The 19,212-nt window shown below is 56.2% G+C and carries 17 protein-coding genes; 10 read left to right on the top strand and 7 right to left on the bottom strand.

All coding sequences use genetic code 11. The annotated features are described in order from the left end of the window. Positions 1-99: 99 nt before the first annotated feature. The 3 genes from clpP to bolA all read right to left on the bottom strand — a co-directional run bounded on the left by clpP (position 100) and on the right by bolA (position 2,988). Positions 100-723, bottom strand: coding sequence for an ATP-dependent Clp endopeptidase proteolytic subunit ClpP (gene clpP, locus BJP61_RS16345; protein ID WP_004387730.1), 624 nt, complete (start codon positions 721-723; stop codon positions 100-102). A gap of 298 nt (positions 724-1,021) precedes the next feature. Continuing rightward, a complete protein-coding gene (gene tig / locus BJP61_RS16350; RefSeq protein WP_038864340.1) occupies positions 1,022-2,320 on the bottom strand; it encodes a trigger factor in 1,299 nt (432 codons plus the stop codon). Between the two features lie 350 nt (positions 2,321-2,670). Beyond that, on the bottom strand, positions 2,671-2,988 hold the full coding sequence (gene bolA, locus BJP61_RS16355) for a transcriptional regulator BolA (RefSeq protein ID WP_004387733.1): 318 nt from the start codon (positions 2,986-2,988) through the stop codon (positions 2,671-2,673). A 299-nt stretch (positions 2,989-3,287) separates the two neighbouring features. Between bolA and BJP61_RS16360 the strand changes: the two genes are divergently transcribed. Together BJP61_RS16360 and ampG are read left to right on the top strand one after the other, a co-directional pair. Further along, positions 3,288-3,866 (top strand): lipoprotein, encoded by a 579-nt coding sequence (locus BJP61_RS16360; RefSeq protein WP_004387734.1) that lies wholly within the window; start codon positions 3,288-3,290, stop codon positions 3,864-3,866. A gap of 54 nt (positions 3,867-3,920) precedes the next feature. After that, entirely contained in the window at positions 3,921-5,405 is a 1,485-nt protein-coding gene (gene ampG, locus BJP61_RS16365; RefSeq protein WP_171998703.1) for a muropeptide MFS transporter AmpG, read from the top strand. Here the strand turns inward: ampG and BJP61_RS16370 are convergent. Together BJP61_RS16370 and BJP61_RS16375 are read right to left on the bottom strand one after the other, a co-directional pair. Continuing rightward, positions 5,394-6,746 (bottom strand): J domain-containing protein, encoded by a 1,353-nt coding sequence (locus BJP61_RS16370; RefSeq protein WP_171998704.1) that lies wholly within the window; start codon positions 6,744-6,746, stop codon positions 5,394-5,396. The genes ampG and BJP61_RS16370 overlap by 12 nt on opposite strands. After that, entirely contained in the window at positions 6,746-8,446 is a 1,701-nt protein-coding gene (locus BJP61_RS16375) for a molecular chaperone HscC (RefSeq protein ID WP_171998705.1), read from the bottom strand. The genes BJP61_RS16370 and BJP61_RS16375 overlap by 1 nt, the downstream gene beginning before the upstream one ends. Before the next feature lie 520 nt (positions 8,447-8,966). On the opposite strand from BJP61_RS16375, the gene cyoA reads away from it, so the two are divergent. The 6 genes from cyoA (at position 8,967) to BJP61_RS16405 (ending at position 15,296) form a co-directional block, all read left to right on the top strand. Further along, a complete protein-coding gene (gene cyoA, locus BJP61_RS16380) occupies positions 8,967-9,914 on the top strand; it encodes a cytochrome o ubiquinol oxidase subunit II (protein WP_038864346.1) in 948 nt (315 codons plus the stop codon). A 19-nt stretch (positions 9,915-9,933) separates the two neighbouring features. Beyond that, positions 9,934-11,925, top strand: coding sequence for a cytochrome o ubiquinol oxidase subunit I (gene cyoB, locus BJP61_RS16385; RefSeq protein ID WP_038864347.1), 1,992 nt, complete (start codon positions 9,934-9,936; stop codon positions 11,923-11,925). Then, a complete protein-coding gene (locus BJP61_RS16390; protein ID WP_038864348.1) occupies positions 11,915-12,532 on the top strand; it encodes a cytochrome o ubiquinol oxidase subunit III in 618 nt (205 codons plus the stop codon). The genes cyoB and BJP61_RS16390 overlap by 11 nt, the downstream gene beginning before the upstream one ends. Then, positions 12,532-12,861, top strand: coding sequence for a cytochrome o ubiquinol oxidase subunit IV (locus tag BJP61_RS16395; protein ID WP_004387740.1), 330 nt, complete (start codon positions 12,532-12,534; stop codon positions 12,859-12,861). Before BJP61_RS16390 ends, BJP61_RS16395 begins: the two co-directional genes overlap by 1 nt. A gap of 11 nt (positions 12,862-12,872) precedes the next feature. After that, positions 12,873-13,760 carry a heme o synthase gene (gene cyoE, locus BJP61_RS16400; RefSeq protein ID WP_038864350.1) on the top strand — a complete coding sequence of 296 codons (888 nt, stop codon included), beginning with the start codon at positions 12,873-12,875 and terminating at the stop codon, positions 13,758-13,760. A gap of 171 nt (positions 13,761-13,931) precedes the next feature. Beyond that, the gene (locus BJP61_RS16405; protein ID WP_161579116.1) at positions 13,932-15,296 is read left to right on the top strand and encodes an MFS transporter; all 1,365 of its coding nucleotides are present in this window, start codon (positions 13,932-13,934) and stop codon (positions 15,294-15,296) included. Positions 15,297-15,367: 71 nt separating this feature from the next. Here the strand turns inward: BJP61_RS16405 and BJP61_RS16410 are convergent, their stop codons facing one another. Then, on the bottom strand, positions 15,368-15,859 hold the full coding sequence (locus BJP61_RS16410) for a YajQ family cyclic di-GMP-binding protein (protein WP_007720350.1): 492 nt from the start codon (positions 15,857-15,859) through the stop codon (positions 15,368-15,370). A gap of 152 nt (positions 15,860-16,011) precedes the next feature. On the opposite strand from BJP61_RS16410, the gene panE reads away from it, so the two are divergent. Together panE and yajL are read left to right on the top strand one after the other, a co-directional pair. Beyond that, positions 16,012-16,926, top strand: a complete 915-nt coding sequence (panE, locus tag BJP61_RS16415) for a 2-dehydropantoate 2-reductase (RefSeq protein WP_171998706.1) — start codon at positions 16,012-16,014, stop codon at positions 16,924-16,926. Next, positions 16,886-17,479, top strand: coding sequence for a protein deglycase YajL (gene yajL / locus BJP61_RS16420; protein WP_171998707.1), 594 nt, complete (start codon positions 16,886-16,888; stop codon positions 17,477-17,479). Before panE ends, yajL begins: the two co-directional genes overlap by 41 nt. Positions 17,480-17,560: 81 nt before the next feature. On the opposite strand, the gene thiI is transcribed toward yajL, so the two are convergent. Then, a complete protein-coding gene (gene thiI / locus BJP61_RS16425; RefSeq protein WP_171998708.1) occupies positions 17,561-19,009 on the bottom strand; it encodes a tRNA uracil 4-sulfurtransferase ThiI in 1,449 nt (482 codons plus the stop codon). Positions 19,010-19,212 lie beyond the last annotated feature (203 nt).

The following is a 19,212-nucleotide window of genomic DNA, read 5'->3' on the forward strand; positions in this document are numbered from 1 at the left end:
TTAGTGCCGCACGCGACAACGCCATGCTCGTACCAGCGCCTGCCGCCAGGATGCAAAGGGCCGCCTTCTTCTAGTATAGCGGCCCTCGCGTGGCGGGCATCAGTTACGGTGGGTCATGATGGAGTCAACCAGACCATACTCTACTGCTTCACCTGCAGAGAGGAAACGGTCGCGCTCTGTGTCTCTCTCGATTTGTTCAAGAGGCTGGCCCGTATGTTGCGCCATCAGTTCGTTCATGCGTGCTTTCACTTTCAGGATTTCACGGGCGTGGATTTCGATATCCGTCGCCTGCCCCTGGTAGCCGCCCAGCGGCTGGTGGATCATTACGCGCGAGTTGGGCAGGCAGAAACGCTTACCTTTCGTGCCCGCAGTCAGCAGGAAAGCGCCCATTGACGCGGCCTGGCCCATACAAATGGTGCTAACGTCCGGCTGAATAAACTGCATGGTGTCGTAGATTGACATCCCGGCGGTGATTACCCCACCCGGCGAGTTAATGTAAAGATAGATGTCTTTCTCTGGGTTTTCCGCTTCCAGAAACAGCATCTGCGCGACAATCAGGTTGGCCATCTGGTCTTCGACCTGGCCGGTCAGAAAAATGATACGTTCCTTGAGCAGACGGGAGAAAATATCGTAAGAACGCTCGCCGCGCGAGGTCTGTTCAACAACCATCGGCACCAGAGCCATATGGGGTGCAAATTGATCACGTTCGTCACTGTATGACATATCCGTCTCCTGGATAAATATTCTGAGTAACCTGCTGTACTGATTCTACTTGAGACCGCTCAGGATGACTACGCTCCTGCCGGTAAACACCTTACGGACGGATTATCAGCCAGTCGTTCACTTTTTACTGTTTCATTAATGGGATAATGATGCCCTGTTTCAAGCATAACAATCTTTTGCTGTTACGCTAACACCGAAACACCCCTTACCCGCCATTTCTGGGTAGGAAAAGTGACAAAAAAGCCCGTCACCCTGCGGTGACGGGCCCATATGCCTCGTCGTGGAACGATGAAAGGGCTTACGCCTGCTGATTCATCAGTTCCTGGAAAGAGGTCGGCTTCTCGGTCACTTTCGCTTTCGCCAGTACCGCTTCAACCGCCTGCTCTTCCAGCGCCACGTTGCGCATGTTGTCCATCAGCTCGTTGTTCTTGCTGTAGAACTCAATAACTTCTGACGGATCTTCATAAGCGGAAGCCATCTCTTCGATCAGCGCTTTCACGCGATCTTCGTCAGCTTTCAGCTCGTGGGTACGAATGACTTCGCCCAGCAGCAGACCAACAACGACGCGACGTTTAGCCTGTTCTTCGAACAGTTCGCGCGGCAGTTCCAGAGCCTGTTTCTCATTACCGCCAAAACGCTGTGCGGCCTGGCGGCGCAGCACGTCGATTTCGCCGTCGATCAGCGCAGCCGGAACGTCGATGTTGTTCGCGTTCACCAGACCGTCGATAGCCTGAGACTTGATGCGGTTACGCACGGCGCCTTTCAGCTCGCGTTCCATGTTTTTACGTACTTCGGTACGCAGACCGGCAACGGAACCATCTTCAACGCCGAAACGTTTGATGAACTCTTCGGTCAGCTCCGGCAGTTCGCGCTCTTCAACTTTCTTCAGGTTGATAACGAACTTAGCAGCTTTACCTTTCAGGTTTTCCGCGTGGTATTCTTCCGGGAAGGTCACGTCGATGGTGAACTCTTCGCCTGCTTTGTGGCCTTTAATGCCTTCTTCAAAGCCCGGGATCATGCGGCCCTGACCCATCGCCAGTACGAAGTCGGTCGCTTTGCCGCCTTCAAACTCTTCGCCGTCTACAGAGCCGGTGAAGTCGATGGTTACGCGGTCTTCTGCGTCGGCAGCGCCGTCTTTATCTTTCCAGGTCGCCTGCTGCTTGCGCAGGGTGTCCAGCATGGTGTCTACGTCAGCGTCGGTGACTTCAACAACCGGTTTTTCCACTTCGATAGATTCCAGGCCCTGCAGCTCAACTTCCGGGTACACTTCGAACTCTACCGCGTAGGTGAAGTCTTCGCCCAGTTTGTATTCGCCCGGCACATAGTTCGGCGCGCCAGCCGGATTGATTTTTTCTTTGATGATAGCGTCAACGAAGTGACGGCTCATCAGATCGCCCAGCACATCCTGACGCACGGATGCGCCATAACGCTGAGCAACAACATTCATCGGTACTTTGCCTTTGCGAAAGCCGTCGATACGCACTTTCTTTGCCACGTTGACCAGCTCGCTTTTTACAGCGTTCTCGATGCTGTCAGCAGCGATAGTAATCGTTACACGGCGCCCAAGGCCCTGAGTGGTTTCAACTGAAACTTGCATCTTGTTACCTCAAAAAATCACAGTGCTCGGTCAACTCTGGAAGCCCTATGGTATTCGCTTCGCAGAACCGGGACGTCTTCTTTAGCAGAAACACTATCCCTGTCGCCAGAATCGTCCCGAAGACATTCCGAAAAATAAGACGCAGCATTATAGCGGCATCCCCTTGGGGAGTCGAGAAAAGCCAGCCGAGGCATTGCGGCACTTTTCACACTTCCCGGCAAATTTATGACTGAAAAGTGCACATAGCGTGCAAAATTCAGGCAAAACAAAAACGGCCACGCAGGCCGTTTCGTTTTATTACCGCTGGCGCAACATACTGGAAAAGCTCCCGCCGTTGCAACTGTGATTCATCAGGCCAGGGTGCCGGCCCCTCGACAAGCCGGAGAAGGCAGCACTGTATCCTGAAGCCCTTCCCACTCTTTCAGGGTATAGGTGTGCAGCGCCAGAGCATGCACCGTCGAGGCCAGTTCTTCGCTAAGAATGCCGTAAATGAGCCGGTGGCGATTGAGGAAACGCTCGCCGACGAAGCGATCGCTGACCAGCACGACTTTGAAATGACTTTCAGAGCCCGCCGGTACGTTATGACGATAGCTTTCATCCACTACATCCAGAAAGACAGGCTCAAAGGCTGCCTTCAGTTTTTCTTCAATCTGCTCGCGTATCATCATAAGACTCTCCTCGACAACGCTGCGATGGCAGCCATCACTTTAAAGGTTAGCCGCTTTTACCGTTTCCATTGTCAAAAAACAACACAATTTTAACTTTTGCCGCCGCTGCGCTTTATGGCACGCTCAGCGCCGGTCAGCGCGCTTATAACCGCAATTTCAGACGATGCCAGGCCAGACGGCGGTCATAAAAAAGACATTGCGTTATTTTCAGTCGACTGGCCTCTTCCCCTCGCGCATGGCGATGCTATGATGGCGGGAATTTTCTTCTTTATTGCCCATGGACCGTTGAGAGCCTGAACATGTTAAAAAAAGTACTCTTCCCGCTCGTTGCCCTTTTTATGCTGGCAGGTTGCGCGACCCCGCCGACGACGATTGAAGTCTCCCCTAAAATCACTCTGCCGCAGCAGGACCCGAGCCTGATGGGCGTGACCGTCAGCATTAACGGCGCGGATCAGCGTCAGGATCAGGCGCTGGCGAAAGTGACTCGTGACAACCAGCTGGTGACGCTGACCGCCTCGCGCGATCTGCGTTTCCTGCTCCAGGAAGTGCTGGAGAAACAGATGACCTCCCGCGGCTACATGATTGGCCCAAGCGGCGCGGTAGATTTGCAGATTATCGTTAACCAGCTCTATGCTGACGTCTCGCAGGGCAACGTGCGCTACAACATCGCCACGAAAGCGGACATCTCTATCATTGCGACCGCGAAAACGGGCAATAAGATGACCAAAAACTACCGCGCCAGTTATTCTGTGGAAGGCGCTTTCCAGGCGAGCAACAAAAATATCGCCGACGCGGTTAACTCCGTGCTGAGCGACACTATCGCCGATATGGCGCAGGACACCAGCATCCACGAGTTCATCAAACAGAACGCGCGTTAATCATCCTTGTTTTTAAAGGCCCGGTTCGCCGGGCCGCTTTTTTTACGGCCGCCCATGCACAGTCATTATTTACGCCTTTTTCAGCAGCCGAAATCCGCCATTTTACTGATCCTCGGCTTCGCCTCCGGCCTGCCGCTGGCGCTCACCTCCGGCACACTTCAGGCCTGGATGACGGTTGAGAATATCGACCTCAAAACCATCGGTTTTTTCTCGCTTGTCGGTCAGGCTTACGTCTTTAAGTTTCTCTGGTCGCCGGTCATGGACCGCTATACGCCGCCGCTGCTCGGCAGGCGTCGCGGCTGGCTATTTATCACGCAACTGTTACTGCTGGTAGCTATCGCCGGGATGGGCTTTTTAGAGCCCTCGACACATCTGCGCTGGATGGCGGCGCTGGCGGTGCTTATCGCGTTCTGTTCAGCCTCGCAGGATATCGTGTTCGACGCCTGGAAAACCGACGTGCTGCCCGCTGACGAACGCGGCTCGGGCGCGGCGATTAGCGTGCTTGGCTATCGGCTGGCGATGCTGGTCTCAGGCGGACTGGCGCTGTGGCTCGCAGACCGCTGGCTCGGCTGGCAGGCCACTTACTGGCTGATGGCAGCGCTTCTCATCCCCTGCCTTATCGCCACCTGGTTTGCGCCGGAGCCTGACGACGCCATCCCGGCCCCGCGCACCCTGGAGCAGGCCGTCGTTGCGCCGCTGCGCGATTTCTTCGCGCGTAACAACGCCTGGCTTATCCTGTTGCTGATTGTCCTTTATAAGCTTGGCGACGCGTTCGCCATGAGCCTGACCACCACCTTTCTTATTCGCGGCGTCGGCTTTGACGCCGCTCAGGTCGGCATGGTGAATAAAACGCTGGGGCTGCTCGCGACGATTATCGGCGCGCTCTACGGCGGGGTATTAATGCAGCGGCTGTCGCTGTTCCGCGCGCTGCTGATCTTCGGCATTTTACAGGCGGCGTCAAACGCCGGTTACTGGCTGCTGTCAGTGAGCGATAAAGATCTGCTGACCATGGCGGCCGCAGTTTTCTTTGAAAACCTGTGCGGCGGCATGGGCACCGCGGCGTTTGTGGCGCTGCTGATGACGCTGTGTAATAAGTCGTTTTCCGCCACCCAGTTTGCCCTGCTCTCCGCGCTCTCGGCTGTCGGACGCGTCTATGTGGGCCCGGTGGCGGGCTGGTTTGTGGAAGCTTACGGCTGGCCGAGCTTTTATCTCTTCTCGGTAGTCGCGGCGGTGCCGGGTATTCTGCTCTTGCAGTTGTGCCGGGGCACACTGGAGTATACCCGTGAAACCGGCGCGTTTTTGCGCCGCCAGGCGTTCCCGGCGGGTTATCGTTTCGCGCTGCGCCTGCTGCTGATCGGTTGCGCGCTGCTCGGCGCCTGGCTTTTGGTGATTATCAGCAACGCGCTCGGCCTGAGCGCGTTAACCTTTGATGCGATGCTGCTTGAAGCCGGCGCGTTACTGGCGCTGGGGGGGATCGTGCTGGGCTGTTTGCTTGATTACCTGGCGCTACGTCGCGTCGCGGTGCGTTCAGAACCCTGATCTTATCGCCTCAATAAAAAGGCGGATAAACACGCTGTACAATTTCGTGCCGAACGGAATTAAAAACAGGTTAATCACCCACGGCAGCTGACAAAGCAACTGAACAGGAAACCCGATCGGCCCGGAGATGATATCAATGGGCCAGCGCCACCACTGCCGCGCCCGCGGTCTCAGACACACCACCAGCACTCCCACGATAATCACGACCATATAAAGCACCGACGTGATTTCGTGGCTTTTCTGATAGAACGCCACGGCATAGTGCGCAAAAAGCCCCACCGGGGCCGCCAGCAGCGTGACTGATAACAGCACATACCCAATACGGACGCCGATCCGTTGTCGGCTCCCCTCAGGATAGCGGTTCCAGAGCGCCGGGATGCCGAACAGATAAGCCCCCACAATCGCACTCACAATCCCCACATCCACCGCCCTTACCTGAGGATCGACCGCCAGAAAACCCAGCACGCCGCCCCAAAAGAGCAGGCTTATGAAGAGATGCATCGACAGCGCCCGGCCTGGCGTATAGAGCAGTTCCATCATCACCGGGTTAATACGCTGCCATAAACCGGGCTGTTCGCCGCACATCGTCTGGACCTGCTGCCGGGCCTCGTCAAGAAATCCAGGCCACAGTCGCCCCCACCACGGCAGCGGCGCCTGCGGCTCGGTCATCAGTCGCCAGCGGGCTCGCCAGAGCCAGTTCGCCTGATGCTGCCCGCGCTCCACGATCATCCGGTAATCTTCTTCCGTAGTGGTGACGCGCGCGTCGAGCGCCTCCACCAGCCAGTCGGACAGCGCTGTGCTGCGGTAGCTCTCAAGCTCCCACCCCATTACCCTACCGACATGCTCCAGCTGGCCTCGCGTGAGCCACTGTTCATCCGCCAGCGCTCCGGCCAGTTGCTCGCTGAAGTAGCGGCGCGCCGCCAGCGCATCCGGCAGCTCGGTTACCAGGTAAGTTTCCAGCAGCTGGCAGCCAGCCATCTCATCGGCGACGATAAAAGGCGACAGCCACTGCGCTTTCTCGCGAAGCTGCTGCGCATCCCAGCCGGGCTGCGACATGACATCCGGCTGCGGAGTCGCTTCCGCTTGCAGGGCCGTTTGCAGCCAGGCAGGGATATCACCGTCTGTGATAACGACAGGCGATTGCGCCTCGTCGCCGTCGGTTGCATCGTCCAGGTCTTCTTCTTCCTGGTAGCGTTGCGCCGCCTCGTAGGCTTCGCGCAGCCGCTGATACATTTGCGGGTCCTGATCCGGACGATGCTGCTTGACCACTTTCGCCCAGGCGCGGCGCAACGCGCTTTTGTCTTTGGTCGGCTCAAGGCCGAGAAGGCTCCAGGCATCCATTAGCGTAACCCGTCGTCAAACTGGGCGAGGATCTGCGCCAGCGACTGACGCGCGTCGGCGATCGCGCGCAGATCCTGGCTTTCCAGCGCCTGCTCAAACTGCGCGCTGTAGTGATCGATAAGATGACGCCGCTCGCCGAGCGTCTGCTCATAACGCAGGCTCGTCTGCGCCAGCAGTTGCCGGTTCTCCGTGCGGTCGCGCGGATGGATTTTCAACGCATTGAGCTGCGCCAGGCGCTGCTGGATCTCCTCCGGGCTGAGGCTGCCAGGCGCGCGTTCAATCACCAGCGACGCCACGTCCTCCTGACCGTCGATTTTACATTCCACTTCCAGAATGCCATCAAGGGTATAAGTGAAACGTACATCCACGGTCACTTCGCCCGCCGGGCGCGGTGGGATATCGAGCGTAAATTTGTCGAGCAGAATATTCTCGGCCACCCGGCGCGCCTCGCCCTGAAATACGGCGATTTCGAGCTGGCGCTGGTTGTCATAAACGGTCGCGATGGAGCGGAACATGCTGACCGGTACAAAGCTGTTGCGCTCGATAATCGGCAGAAAGTAGCCGCTCTCGAAGCGTTCGCCGTGACGGCGCGCCGTTTCGATGCCGAGCGAATAGGGCATTACATCCGTAAGTACAACGTCGTCGAGCGCCGCGTCGAGGCTTGCAAGCCCCGCCTGGATGCCCGCGCCCAGCGCCACCACTTCATCCGGGTTGAGCTCAGCGCGCGGGAAGCGGCCAAACATGCGCGCCGCCAGCTGGCGCACCACCGGCATGCGCGTGGCGCCCCCCACCAGGATAACATCGTCCAGATCGCCGATATCAAAACGGGCGTCGCGCAGCGCCTGGATAACGGGCTGTTTCAGCCGCGCCAGCAGCGGCTGGCAGATATCGGTGAGCGTGTCATTATCCAGCCGCCAGGTCATCTCCTGCCCGCCAGCGTGGAGCGTGGCTGTCGCCAGCGCCTGCTGCGTGAGCTGGTGTTTCAGGTCTTCGGCCTGCGCCGTCAGTTGCGCCTCTTCGAATGCGTCCGCCGGCTGGTAGTCAGGGTAACGCGACAGCATCCACTGGCGAATAACATCGGTAAAGTCATCGCCGCCGAGGCGCGCGTCGCCGCTACTGGCGCGTACTTCGATCACGCCTTCAAACATATCGACGATAGAGACGTCAAACGTGCCGCCGCCCAGGTCAAAAACAAGGAACTTTTGCTCACGGTTATCGGCAAGACCATAGGCAAGCGAGGCCGCTGTCGGTTCATTGACCAGACGCTCGACGTCAAGTCCCGCCAGATGCCCGGCGGTTTTCACCGCTTTGCGCTGAATATCGTTAAACCAGGCCGGGACGGTAATGACCGCACGTGTGATGGGCGACCCGAGCGCCACTTCAGCGTCGGTTTTCAGCTTGCGCAACACCAGCGCCGAGAGCTCTTCCGCGCGAAAGCGATGCTCGCCGAGGGTAAACACTTTGTCGGTGCCCATGTAGCGTTTGAAGCTCGCGTGCGTGAGCGTCGGGTGGCTCACCAGGCGGGCTTTCGCCGCAGCGCCGACAATCAGATGTCCGTCATCGTCCAGGCCGACGACAGAAGGCGTCAGCACGCGCTTATCACCATCGGCAATCAGCGTCGACTGCCCCCCGGTAAACCAGGCCACCGCGCTGTTAGACGTGCCTAAATCGATGCCTATCAGAGGCGTTACTGTTTCCATGCGTATCAATCCTTTACCCTGAATGATTGTTGTTTTATTGTTGCTTTTATCGCCAGAAAAAAAGCACAACCAGGAAAGCGTTCCAATTTACTGGTCAATAAAATAGCATTTGATTTGCTTAGATATATTTATCGAAATTTGGTAGCAGAGACTTTAAATAATTTCGTTTATCATTCTGTGCGACATTATTTTTAACGATTCAGCACCGTGAAAAATTATTTTCCCGCCGTTATTGTTTCTCATTTGAAACCGCATTGTTAATTTATTGTATGTTATTTCCACCCCTATATACTCAATTCCCGTCTTGACCTTACTTTACATAGGATTTTGTTATAACCCTTGCCATGTGGCTGTCATGGCTTACATTTTACATTTTGTTGCATTGGCTGTGACGGTAGCGACAGAACCCGGTTACACCCCACAGACACTGCGCCATTCGTGTTTACAGTAATGTAACCTTCCCGTAAAATGCCCGGCACACTTTAACCGCCACCAGATCCCCCTGAATTGAGGTCGTTAAATGAGACTCAGGAAATACAATAAAAGTTTGGGACTGCTGTCATTATTCGCAGGCACTGTTTTACTCAGTGGCTGCGATGCTGCGCTTCTCAACCCCAAAGGACAGATTGGACTGGAGCAACGTTCACTGATACTGACCGCCCTCGGGCTGATGTTGATTGTCGTGATTCCAGCCATCGTGATGGCTATTGGCTTCGCCTGGAAATATCGGGCAACCAATAAGGACGCAAAATACAGCCCCAACTGGTCACACTCCAACAAAGTTGAAGCTGTTGTCTGGACCATCCCTATCCTTATCATCATTTTCCTTGCAGTACTGACATGGAAAACCACGCACTCGCTCGAACCCAGCCGTCCGCTGGCGCACGATGCGAAGCCGGTGACCATCGAAGTTATCGCAATGGACTGGAAGTGGTTCTTCATTTATCCGGAGCAGGGCATCGCGACGGTCAATGAAATTGCGTTCCCGGCGAACACGCCTGTGGAATTCAAAATCACCTCCAACTCGGTGATGAACTCCTTCTTTATTCCGCGCCTGGGTAGCCAGATCTACGCAATGGCAGGTATGCAGACCAAACTGCACCTGATTGCGAACGAAGCCGGCACCTACGACGGTATTTCTGCTAACTACAGTGGTGCAGGTTTCTCCGGCATGAAGTTCAAGGCAATCGCCACGCCGGATAACGAGACCTTCAACCAGTGGGTGGCCAAAGCGAAGCAGTCTGGCAAAACCATTAACGATATGGCGACCTATGACAAGCTGGCGGCCCCGAGCGAATACAACAAAGTCGAATACTTCTCCAGCGTAAAACCGAATTTGTTTAAAGACGTGATTAACAAATTCATGGGACCTGGGAAGAGCATGGACGTGACTCAGTCTGAAGGGGAGCACAACGCCCACGAAGGCATGGAAGGCATGGACATGAATCACGCGGAAACCTCTCACTAAGGGGCCGAGGAATAATACGATGTTCGGAAAACTTACACTGGATGCAATCCCGTACCATGAGCCGATTATCATGGTTACGGTGGCTGCCATTATCGTCGGGGGTCTGGCGCTAGTTGCAGCTATCACTTACTTCGGTAAGTGGTCTTATCTGTGGAACGAGTGGCTCACCTCTGTGGACCACAAACGTCTGGGGATTATGTATATCCTCGTGGCTATCGTGATGCTGGTTCGCGGCTTCGCGGACGCCATCATGATGCGTACCCAGCAATTGCTGGCGGCCTCCGGCGAAGCCGGGTTCCTGCCGCCGCATCACTACGACCAGATCTTTACCGCCCACGGCGTTATCATGATCTTCTTCGTGGCGATGCCGTTCGTTATCGGTCTGATGAACCTGGTGGTTCCGCTGCAGATCGGCGCGCGCGACGTGGCATATCCGTTCCTGAACAACCTGAGCTTCTGGTTCACGGTTGTCGGGGTAATCCTTGTGAACGTCTCTCTGGGCGTGGGCGAATTTGCTCAGACCGGCTGGGTGGCCTATCCGCCGCTCTCGGGTATTGAGTACAGTCCGGGCGTTGGGGTGGACTACTGGATCTGGAGTCTCCAGCTCTCCGGTATTGGTACGACACTGACCGGTATCAACTTCTTCGTGACCATCCTGAAGATGCGTGCGCCGGGCATGACCATGTTCAAAATGCCGGTATTCACCTGGGCGTCGCTGTGTACTAACGTCCTGATTATCGTCTCGTTCCCGATCCTGACCGTCACTATTGCGTTGCTAACCCTGGACCGCTATCTGGGCACCCATTTCTTTACCAATGATATGGGCGGCAACATGATGATGTACGTGAACCTGATCTGGGCCTGGGGCCATCCGGAAGTGTACATCCTGGTTCTGCCGGTGTTTGGTGTGTTCTCTGAAATCACCTCCACCTTCTCGAAGAAACGTCTGTTCGGTTACACCTCCCTCGTTTGGGCGACCATCGCGATTACCGTGCTGTCGTTCATCGTGTGGCTGCACCACTTCTTCACCATGGGTAGTGGCGCGAACGTTAACGCCTTCTTTGGTATCACCACGATGATTATCGCCATCCCGACCGGGGTGAAGATCTTCAACTGGCTGTTCACCATGTATCAGGGCCGTATTCAGTTCCACTCTTCCATGCTGTGGACCATCGGCTTCATCATCACCTTCTCTATCGGTGGTATGACTGGCGTACTGCTGGCGGTGCCGGGCGCAGACTTCGTACTGCACAACAGCCTGTTCCTGATTGCGCACTTCCATAACGTGATTATCGGTGGTGTGGTCTTCGGGTGCTTCGCCGGTATGAGCTACTGGTGGCCGAAAGCCTTTGGCTACAAGATGAACGAAACCTGGGGCATCCGCGCCTTCTGGTTCTGGATCATCGGCTTCTTCGTGACCTTTATGCCGCTGTACGCCATGGGCTTCATGGGTATGACGCGTCGCGTTAGCCAGAACATCGACCCGATGTTCCAGCCGCTGATGATTGTCGCTGAAATCGGCGCGCTGCTGATTGCCTGCGGTATCCTGTGCATCATCCTGCAGATCTACGTGAGTGTTCGCGACCGTCATCTGAACCGCGACCTGACTGGCGACCCGTGGGGCGGCCGTACGCTGGAGTGGGCGACTTCTTCTCCGCCGCCGTTCTACAACTTCGCGGTAGTACCGGAAATCCACGAGCGCGATGCGTTCTGGGAAATGAAAGACAAAGGTGAAGCTTACAAGCAGCCGGCGCACTATGAAGAAATTCATATGCCGCGCAACAGCGCAGCGGGTATTTTCATCGGCGCGTTCAGCACCATCTTTGGCTTCGCGATGATCTGGCACATCTGGTGGCTGGCTATCGTGGGCTTCGCGGGTATCGTTATTACCTGGATTGCGAAGAGCTTCGATGAAGACGTGGATTACTATGTACCGGTAGCCACCGTTGAGAAACTGGAAAACCAGCACTTCGAAGAAATCACCAAAGCAGGGCTGAAAAATGTCAACTGAGAGCATTAATCACGAACTTGCCCATGGCAGCCATGAGCATGGGCACCACGATGCAGGAGCGAACAAAGTGTTCGGCTTCTGGATCTACCTGATGAGCGACTGCATTCTGTTTGCATGTCTGTTTGCCACCTATGCCGTTCTTGTGAACGGCACGGCGGGGGGCCCGACCGGGAAAGACATTTTCGAACTGCCGTTTGTGCTGGTTGAAACTTTCCTGCTGTTGTTCTCCTCCATCACGTATGGCATGGCGATGATCGCCATGAACAACAACAAACAGAGCCAGGTGATGTCCTGGCTCGCCCTGACCTTCCTGTTTGGCGCAGGGTTCGTGGCGATGGAAATCTATGAATTCCATCATCTGATCGCAGAAGGCTTCGGCCCAGACAGAAGCGGCTTCCTGTCCGCCTTCTTCGCGCTGGTCGGCACCCACGGTCTCCACGTGACCTCTGGCCTTATCTGGATGGTTGTGATGATGATTCACGTCTCCCGCCGCGGTCTGACCCACAATAACCGCGCGCGCCTGATGTGCCTGAGCATGTTCTGGCACTTCCTGGACGTGGTGTGGATCTGCGTGTTCTCTGTAGTCTATCTGATGGGGGCGATGTAATGAGTCATTCAACCGATCACAACGGCGCTCATCACGGTGGCGTCAAGACGTACCTGATCGGGTTTATCCTGTCGGTTATTCTGACAGTAATCCCGTTCTGGATGGTCATGAATGGTTCCGCGTCTCACGGCACCCTGCTGGGTGTGGTAGTGGCAACCGCAGTCGTACAGATTCTGGTTCACCTGGTGTGCTTCCTGCACATGAACGCTTCCTCTGAGGAGCGCTGGAACCTGGTAGCCTTTGTCTTTACGTTGCTGATTATCGCGATAGTAGTGGTAGGCTCTATCTGGATTATGTGGAACCTGAATTACAACATGATGGTTCACTAAGAGCGGCGAGTATGATTAAGCAATACCTGCAAGTAACGAAACCAGGCATCATTTTCGGCAACCTGATATCGGTTATCGGGGGATTCCTGCTGGCTTCCAAAGGCAGCATCGACTATCCCCTGTTCCTTTTCACCCTCGTGGGGGTGTCGCTGGTCGTGGCGTCCGGTTGTGTGTTTAACAACTACATCGACCGTGATATTGACCGCAAAATGGAGCGCACCAAAAACCGTGTGCTGGTGAAGGGACTGATTTCACCGAAAATGTCGCTGGTGTACGCCACCTTGTTGGGTATTGCTGGCTTTATGCTGCTCTGGTTCGGTGCGAACCCGCTGGCGATGTGGCTGGCGGTCATGGGCTTTGTGGTGTATGTCGGGGTATATAGCCTCTACATGAAACGCCACTCGGTCTATGGCACGCTGATAGGCTCGCTGTCCGGCGCTGCGCCGCCGGTTATCGGCTACTGCGCGGTGACTAACGAGTTCGATACCGGCGCGTTGATCCTGCTTGCGATTTTCAGCCTGTGGCAGATGCCTCACTCCTACGCGATTGCGATTTTCCGCTTTAAGGATTATCAGGCCGCTAACATTCCGGTGCTGCCGGTGGTTAAAGGGATTTCTGTGGCCAAAAACCACATTACCCTTTACATCATCGCCTTCGCCGTGGCGACCCTGATGCTCTCGCTGGGCGGTTATGCCGGGTATAAATACCTGGTGGTGGCGGCAGCGGTCAGCGTCTGGTGGCTTGGCATGGCCCTGCGCGGCTACAAGGCTGAAAACGATAAAGTCTGGGCACGCAAACTGTTTGTGTTCTCGATTGTCGCCATCACCTCGCTGAGCGTGATGATGTCCGTGGACTTTATGGTGCCGGATTCACAGAGTCTGCTGACTTACGTCTGGTAAGTCACCGACACGAAAAAGGGTGCTACGGCACCCTTTTTTATTGCGCTCATCCGGGCCGATATTCATTGACAGCATGAATAGTTAACCCTTGAAATATTTTCTAAATAACCCGGCATTTACCCTCCCCTGCCCTCGCACTACACTAAGGCCTGCTTTTTATCTGAGGTGGTAATGAACGATAACAAAATGACACCAGTCGAGTTGCGCGCGACATGGGGTTTAGGGACGGTTTTTTCTTTGCGCATGCTCGGTATGTTTATGGTACTGCCGGTCATTACTACTTACGGAATGGCGTTACAGGGTGCCAGCGAAGCGCTGATTGGCCTCGCGATTGGTATTTACGGCCTCGCGCAGGCGATTTTCCAGGTGCCGTTTGGCCTGCTTTCTGACCGTATTGGTCGTAAACCGCTGATTGTCGGCGGTCTCGCGATTTTCGTTATCGGCAGCCTGGTCGCTGCGCTGACCGACTCCATCTGGGGCATTATTCTCGGGCGCGCGCTGCAAGGCTCCGGCGCTATCGCCGCCGCCGTTATGGCGCTGCTCTCCGATCTCACCCGCGAACAGAACCGTACCAAGGCGATGGCCTTTATCGGCGTCAGCTTCGGCGTGACGTTCGCCATCGCGATGGTGCTTGGCCCGATAATTACCCACGCGCTCGGCCTGCATGCGCTGTTCTGGATGATCGCGGTGCTCGCGACCGCGGGCATTCTCATCACGCTCTGGGTCGTGCCCGACAGCGACAGCCATGTGCTGAACCGTGACTCAGGCATGGTCAAAGGCTGTTTTCGCAAAGTGCTGGCCGAGCCGACGCTGCTGAAACTTAACTTCGGCATTATGTGCCTGCATATTCTCCTGATGTCGACCTTTGTCGCCCTGCCCGGCCAGCTGGAAGCCGCAGGTTACCCGGCGGCGGCGCACTGGAAAGTTTATCTGTGCACCATGCTGATTTCGTTCGTCTCGGTGGTGCCGTTCATTATTTATGCCGAAGCGAAGCGCAAAATGAAGCGCGTGTTTCTCCTCTGCGTGGCGCTGTTGCTTATCGCCGAAATCGTGCTGTGGGGCGCAGGCCCGCACTTCTGGGAGCTTATCGTCGGCGTACAGCTATTTTTCATCGCGTTTAATCTGATGGAGGCGATGCTGCCGTCGCTTATCAGCAAAGAGTCGCCGGCGGGCTATAAAGGCACCGCCATGGGCGTATACTCCACCAGCCAGTTTCTGGGTGTGGCCATCGGCGGCTCGCTGGGCGGCTGGGTCGATGGCCTGTTCGATTCCCAGACGGTCTTTCTGGTCGGCGCGCTGCTGGCGACCGTCTGGCTGCTGGTCAGCACCACGATGAAAGAGCCGCCGTATGTCAGCAGTATTCGCGTGGAAATTCCGCCTGGAGTGTCGGCAGATGAAGCGCTCGCGCAGCGTTTGCGTGAGACTGCGGGCGTCAGCGAGGCGGTGGTAGTGCCTGATGAACGCAGCGCGTATCTGAAAATCGACACCAAAGTGACAAACCGCGTCGAGATAGAACAGCAGATCCGCCACGCTTAACCGTAGCCGCGACAATCAGACACAAAAAAGGGCGGATATTCCGCCCTTTTGATTTTTGCCCTTCCGCTCGCTTAGTCGCGGAAGTTATTGAACTGGAACGGCTGGCCGAGGTTGCCGCCGCGCACCAGCGCGATCGCCTGCTGGAGATCGTCGCGGGCTTTACCGGTTACGCGAACCTGCTCGCCCTGGATTTGTGCCTGGACTTTAAGCTTGCTGTCTTTAATCAGCTTAACGATTTTCTTCGCCATCGCGGTGTCGATGCCCTGCTTGAGCTTCGCTTCCACGCTCCAGGTTTTCCCGCTGTGCTCAAACTCTTCCGGCACGTCGATGGAGCTGCCTTCGATGCCGCGTTTTAGCAGCTTCGCGCGCAGGATATCCAGCAGCTGGTTGACCTGGAAATCTGATTCGCTCGTCACTTTAATGGTCTGGTTTTTTTCGTTCAGCTCAAAGCTTGCGGTCACGTTGCGGAAGTCGAAACGGGTTTCAAGTTCACGCGTGGCGTTCTCAACCGCGTTCTGCACTTCCCGCATTTCGACTTCAGAGACAATGTCAAAAGATGGCATGTTTTCTATCTCCCTCTCAGTATGTGCGTTGCATAATACCCGCAAAGGCGCATAACACAACCCGGAAACCGGCGGCAGGCGAAAGCCTAAGCGCTCACGTTATAATAGACGTATGACACAACGCCCGGCGCCGTTGCGGGCGAGGAGGAATAATGAAAATTACCGTGCTTGGGTGCGGCGCTTTAGGCCAGCTCTGGATGAGCGCGCTGCACAAACAAGGTCACGAGGTACAGGGGTGGCTGCGCGTGCCGCAGTCATCCTGCCACGTCAGCCTGGTGGAAATCGACGGCAGCGCGTTTACACACACCTTTACCGCGAACGACGCCGCCTTTCTCGCCGACAGCGAGCTGCTGCTGGTAACGCTGAAAGCCTGGCAGGTCTCCGAGGCGGTGAGAGCGCTCGCCGCCCGCCTGCCCGCCGCCAGCCCCATTTTGCTGCTGCATAACGGTATGGGAACGCTGGATGAGCTACGCGCTATCGCGCAGCCGCTGCTCGCCGGCGTCACAACGCATGCGGCGCGACGCGACGGCAATGTAGTAACGCATGTCGCTTGCGGCACCACGCATATTGGCCCGGTCACCCCGGACGCGCAGGACTATTCCCGGCTGGCGGCGCTGTTGCAGCAGGCGCTGCCGGATGTCGCCTGGCATGATAACGTTAATGCGTCGCGCTGGATAAAGCTTGCCGCCAACTGCGTGATAAACCCGCTGACAGCGCTTTATAACTGCCCGAACGGCGAGCTGCGCGAGCGCCAGAATGAAGTGCGGGAGATTTGCGCCGAAGTGGCGCAGGTCATGCAGCGCGAAGGCTACCACACGTCGACGGACAGCCTGCTTTACTATATCGACCAGGTTATCGAGAGCACCGCCGCCAATATCTCCTCAATGCTGCAGGATGTCCGCCAGCAGCGTCACACCGAGATTGATTACATCACCGGCTATCTGCTGCGCCGCGCCAGAGCGCATGGCCTGACGCTGCCGGTGAACAGCCGTCTGTATGAACAGATTAAACGCAAGGAGAATGAGTATGAGCGCATCGGCACTGGTATGCCTCGGCCCTGGCACTGAAGAGACCGAAGCGGTCACCACCATCGATTTGCTGGTTCGCGGCGGCATTAAGGTCACCACCGCGAGCGTCGCGAGCGACGGTGATTTAACGATTGCGTGTTCGCGCGGCGTCCGGCTGCTGGCGGACGCGCCGCTGGTGGCAGTGGCGGACGGTGATTTCGACATCATTGTGCTGCCGGGCGGCCTGAAAGGCGCTGAAGCGTTTCGCGACAGTCCGCTGCTGGTCGAAACGGTGCGCCAGTTTCATTTATCCGGGCGGATTGTCGCGGCTATTTGCGCGGCGGCAGGTACAGTACTGGTGCCGCATGCGCTCTTCCCCATCGGCAACATGACCGGCTTCCCGGCGCTGAAAGAGACGATCCCGGACGATCAGTGGCAGGATAAACGCGTGGTCTGGGATCCGCGCGTCAACCTGCTGACCAGCCAGGGGCCAGGCACCGCGATTGATTTCGCGCTGAAGATTATCGACTTGCTGGTCGGGCGTGAAAAAGCGCACGAGGTCGCCGGTCAGTTGGTGCTGGCGGCGGGGATTTACAGCTATCGCGACTACTAAGCTTTCCCGCCAGAAATTCTGCCCATAAAAAATCCCCTCCGTGGAGGGGATTTTTCTGTCACTTCACGCAACGCACTGGCGTTACGGACGGTAGACTTTCACGTTCTTAAAGCCCTGTTCCAGCAGATACAGCGCCTGCAGGCGGCTCATCACGCCGCGCTCGCACCACAGCAGATAGGTTTTGCTCTGGTCGAGATCCCCAAATTTCGTGCTGAGCTTATAGAACGGCAGCGACACTACCTCAACGCCATCGATAACCAGCGGTTTGTCATCCTGCTCGTCAACCGAGCGGATATCCAGAATCGCGTCGTTCGGGCCGAAACCGCTGACAGTTTCCACTTCCACCACCTGCTGTTCGGTCTGCTCGGCGATTTCGCGGATGTCGACGTTCGTGGCTTCCTCCACTACGCGGTCGAGGATAGTGAAATCGAAGTTCGCTTCTTCGGCTTCGATTTTCGCTTTCACGGCTTTCACGGTCGGGCTTTTAGAGATCACGCCGCAATATTCCGGCATGGTCCGTGCAAAATCTTCGGTGCCGATTTTGCGGGCGATATCGATAATGTGCTCTTTGTCGTAAGAAATAAGCGGGCGCAGCACCAGCGTATCAGAGACATTATCGATAAGGCGCAGGTTGGTCAGCGTCTGGCTGGAGACCTGTCCCAGCGCCTCGCCGGTGACCAGCGCCTGCACGCCATAACGCTCCGCCACTTTCGACGCCGCGCGCACCATCATACGCTTGAGCACCACGCCCATCTGGCCGTCGTCCACTTTTTCAAGGATTTCGCCGACCACCGGCTCGAAGTTAATCGCCACAAAACGCACGCGGTGCGAGCTGCCAAAGCGGCTCCACAGGTAGTGCGCCACCTGGCGTACGCCGATTTCATGCGCCGCGCCGCCCAGGTTAAAGAAGCAGTAATGCACACGGCAACCGCGGCGCATCAGCATATAGCTGGAGACGCCGGAATCGAAGCCGCCGGAGATGAGCGACAGCACATCTTCCTGAGTGCCGATCGGGAAACCACCGATGCCTTCATAGCGGCCTTTTATCAGCAGCAGACGATCGTCTTCAATCTCAAGATGGACGGTAACGTCAGGCTGTTTTAATTTGACGCGGGCGGTTTCAATATGCTGATTTAACCCGCCGCCAACGTAGCGCTCCACTTCAATAGAGCTAAACTCATGTTGACCGCGTCGCTTAACGCGCACGCAGAATGTTTTCCCTTCGAGCTGCTCACGCCAGTTGGCGAGCGCCTTCTCGAAAATGTCGTGCATATCCGTGAACGGCACGTCTTCGACTTCAAGAACGTGGTGAATGCCAGGGATACGGGTCAGCGCGTCGAGCACGGTATCGTGCTGGGCTTCATCTTTAATACGCACCACGATATGGTCCCAGTGGCGAACCACGGCAAGATTTTCATCGTAGTGTTTCAGTACGTTACGAATATTCCCGGTCAGGATTTTTATAAAGCGCAACCGCACAGACTGGCTTTTAATGGTGATTTCCGGGAATAATTTAATGATAAACTTCATGGTGGCTATGATTCGTTGGCAAGCCCACCGGGGCTTAGAAAATGGTACTGCAGGACGTAGCGCGCCTGCATCGTGAGCCCGGCAGTATATCACCATCGCGGTGTAACTGCGCCTGTTACCAACCCACAAGGCGTTATTTGCTAATCTTTGCGTCTCCGCTACCATGCAGTGTCGCTGAAATGACAGTTAACCCATAGAGTCAG

The sequence above is a fragment of the Cronobacter sp. JZ38 genome, from assembly GCF_008932145.1.
Classification (GTDB): domain Bacteria; phylum Pseudomonadota; class Gammaproteobacteria; order Enterobacterales; family Enterobacteriaceae; genus Cronobacter; species Cronobacter muytjensii.

Bases quoted from the DNA above. Each gene is read 5' to 3' on its own strand.
- tig (WP_038864340.1), bottom strand. From the start codon at position 2,320: ATGCAAGTTTCAGTTGAAACCACTCAGGGCCTTGGGCGCCGTGTAACG.
- BJP61_RS16375 (WP_171998705.1), bottom strand. From the start codon at position 8,446: ATGGAAACAGTAACGCCTCTGATAGGCATCGATTTAGGCACGTCTAAC.
- cyoE (WP_038864350.1), top strand. From the start codon at position 12,873: ATGATTAAGCAATACCTGCAAGTAACGAAACCAGGCATCATTTTCGGC.
- panE (WP_171998706.1), top strand. From the start codon at position 16,012: ATGAAAATTACCGTGCTTGGGTGCGGCGCTTTAGGCCAGCTCTGGATG.
- BJP61_RS16410 (WP_007720350.1), bottom strand. From the start codon at position 15,859: ATGCCATCTTTTGACATTGTCTCTGAAGTCGAAATGCGGGAAGTGCAG.
- BJP61_RS16390 (WP_038864348.1), top strand. From the start codon at position 11,915: ATGTCAACTGAGAGCATTAATCACGAACTTGCCCATGGCAGCCATGAG.
- clpP (WP_004387730.1), bottom strand. From the start codon at position 723: ATGTCATACAGTGACGAACGTGATCAATTTGCACCCCATATGGCTCTG.
- yajL (WP_171998707.1), top strand. From the start codon at position 16,886: ATGAGCGCATCGGCACTGGTATGCCTCGGCCCTGGCACTGAAGAGACC.
- BJP61_RS16370 (WP_171998704.1), bottom strand. From the start codon at position 6,746: ATGGATGCCTGGAGCCTTCTCGGCCTTGAGCCGACCAAAGACAAAAGC.
- thiI (WP_171998708.1), bottom strand. From the start codon at position 19,009: ATGAAGTTTATCATTAAATTATTCCCGGAAATCACCATTAAAAGCCAG.
- cyoB (WP_038864347.1), top strand. From the start codon at position 9,934: ATGTTCGGAAAACTTACACTGGATGCAATCCCGTACCATGAGCCGATT.
- ampG (WP_171998703.1), top strand. From the start codon at position 3,921: ATGCACAGTCATTATTTACGCCTTTTTCAGCAGCCGAAATCCGCCATT.
- BJP61_RS16405 (WP_161579116.1), top strand. From the start codon at position 13,932: ATGAACGATAACAAAATGACACCAGTCGAGTTGCGCGCGACATGGGGT.
- bolA (WP_004387733.1), bottom strand. From the start codon at position 2,988: ATGATGATACGCGAGCAGATTGAAGAAAAACTGAAGGCAGCCTTTGAG.
- BJP61_RS16395 (WP_004387740.1), top strand. From the start codon at position 12,532: ATGAGTCATTCAACCGATCACAACGGCGCTCATCACGGTGGCGTCAAG.
- BJP61_RS16360 (WP_004387734.1), top strand. From the start codon at position 3,288: ATGTTAAAAAAAGTACTCTTCCCGCTCGTTGCCCTTTTTATGCTGGCA.
- cyoA (WP_038864346.1), top strand. From the start codon at position 8,967: ATGAGACTCAGGAAATACAATAAAAGTTTGGGACTGCTGTCATTATTC.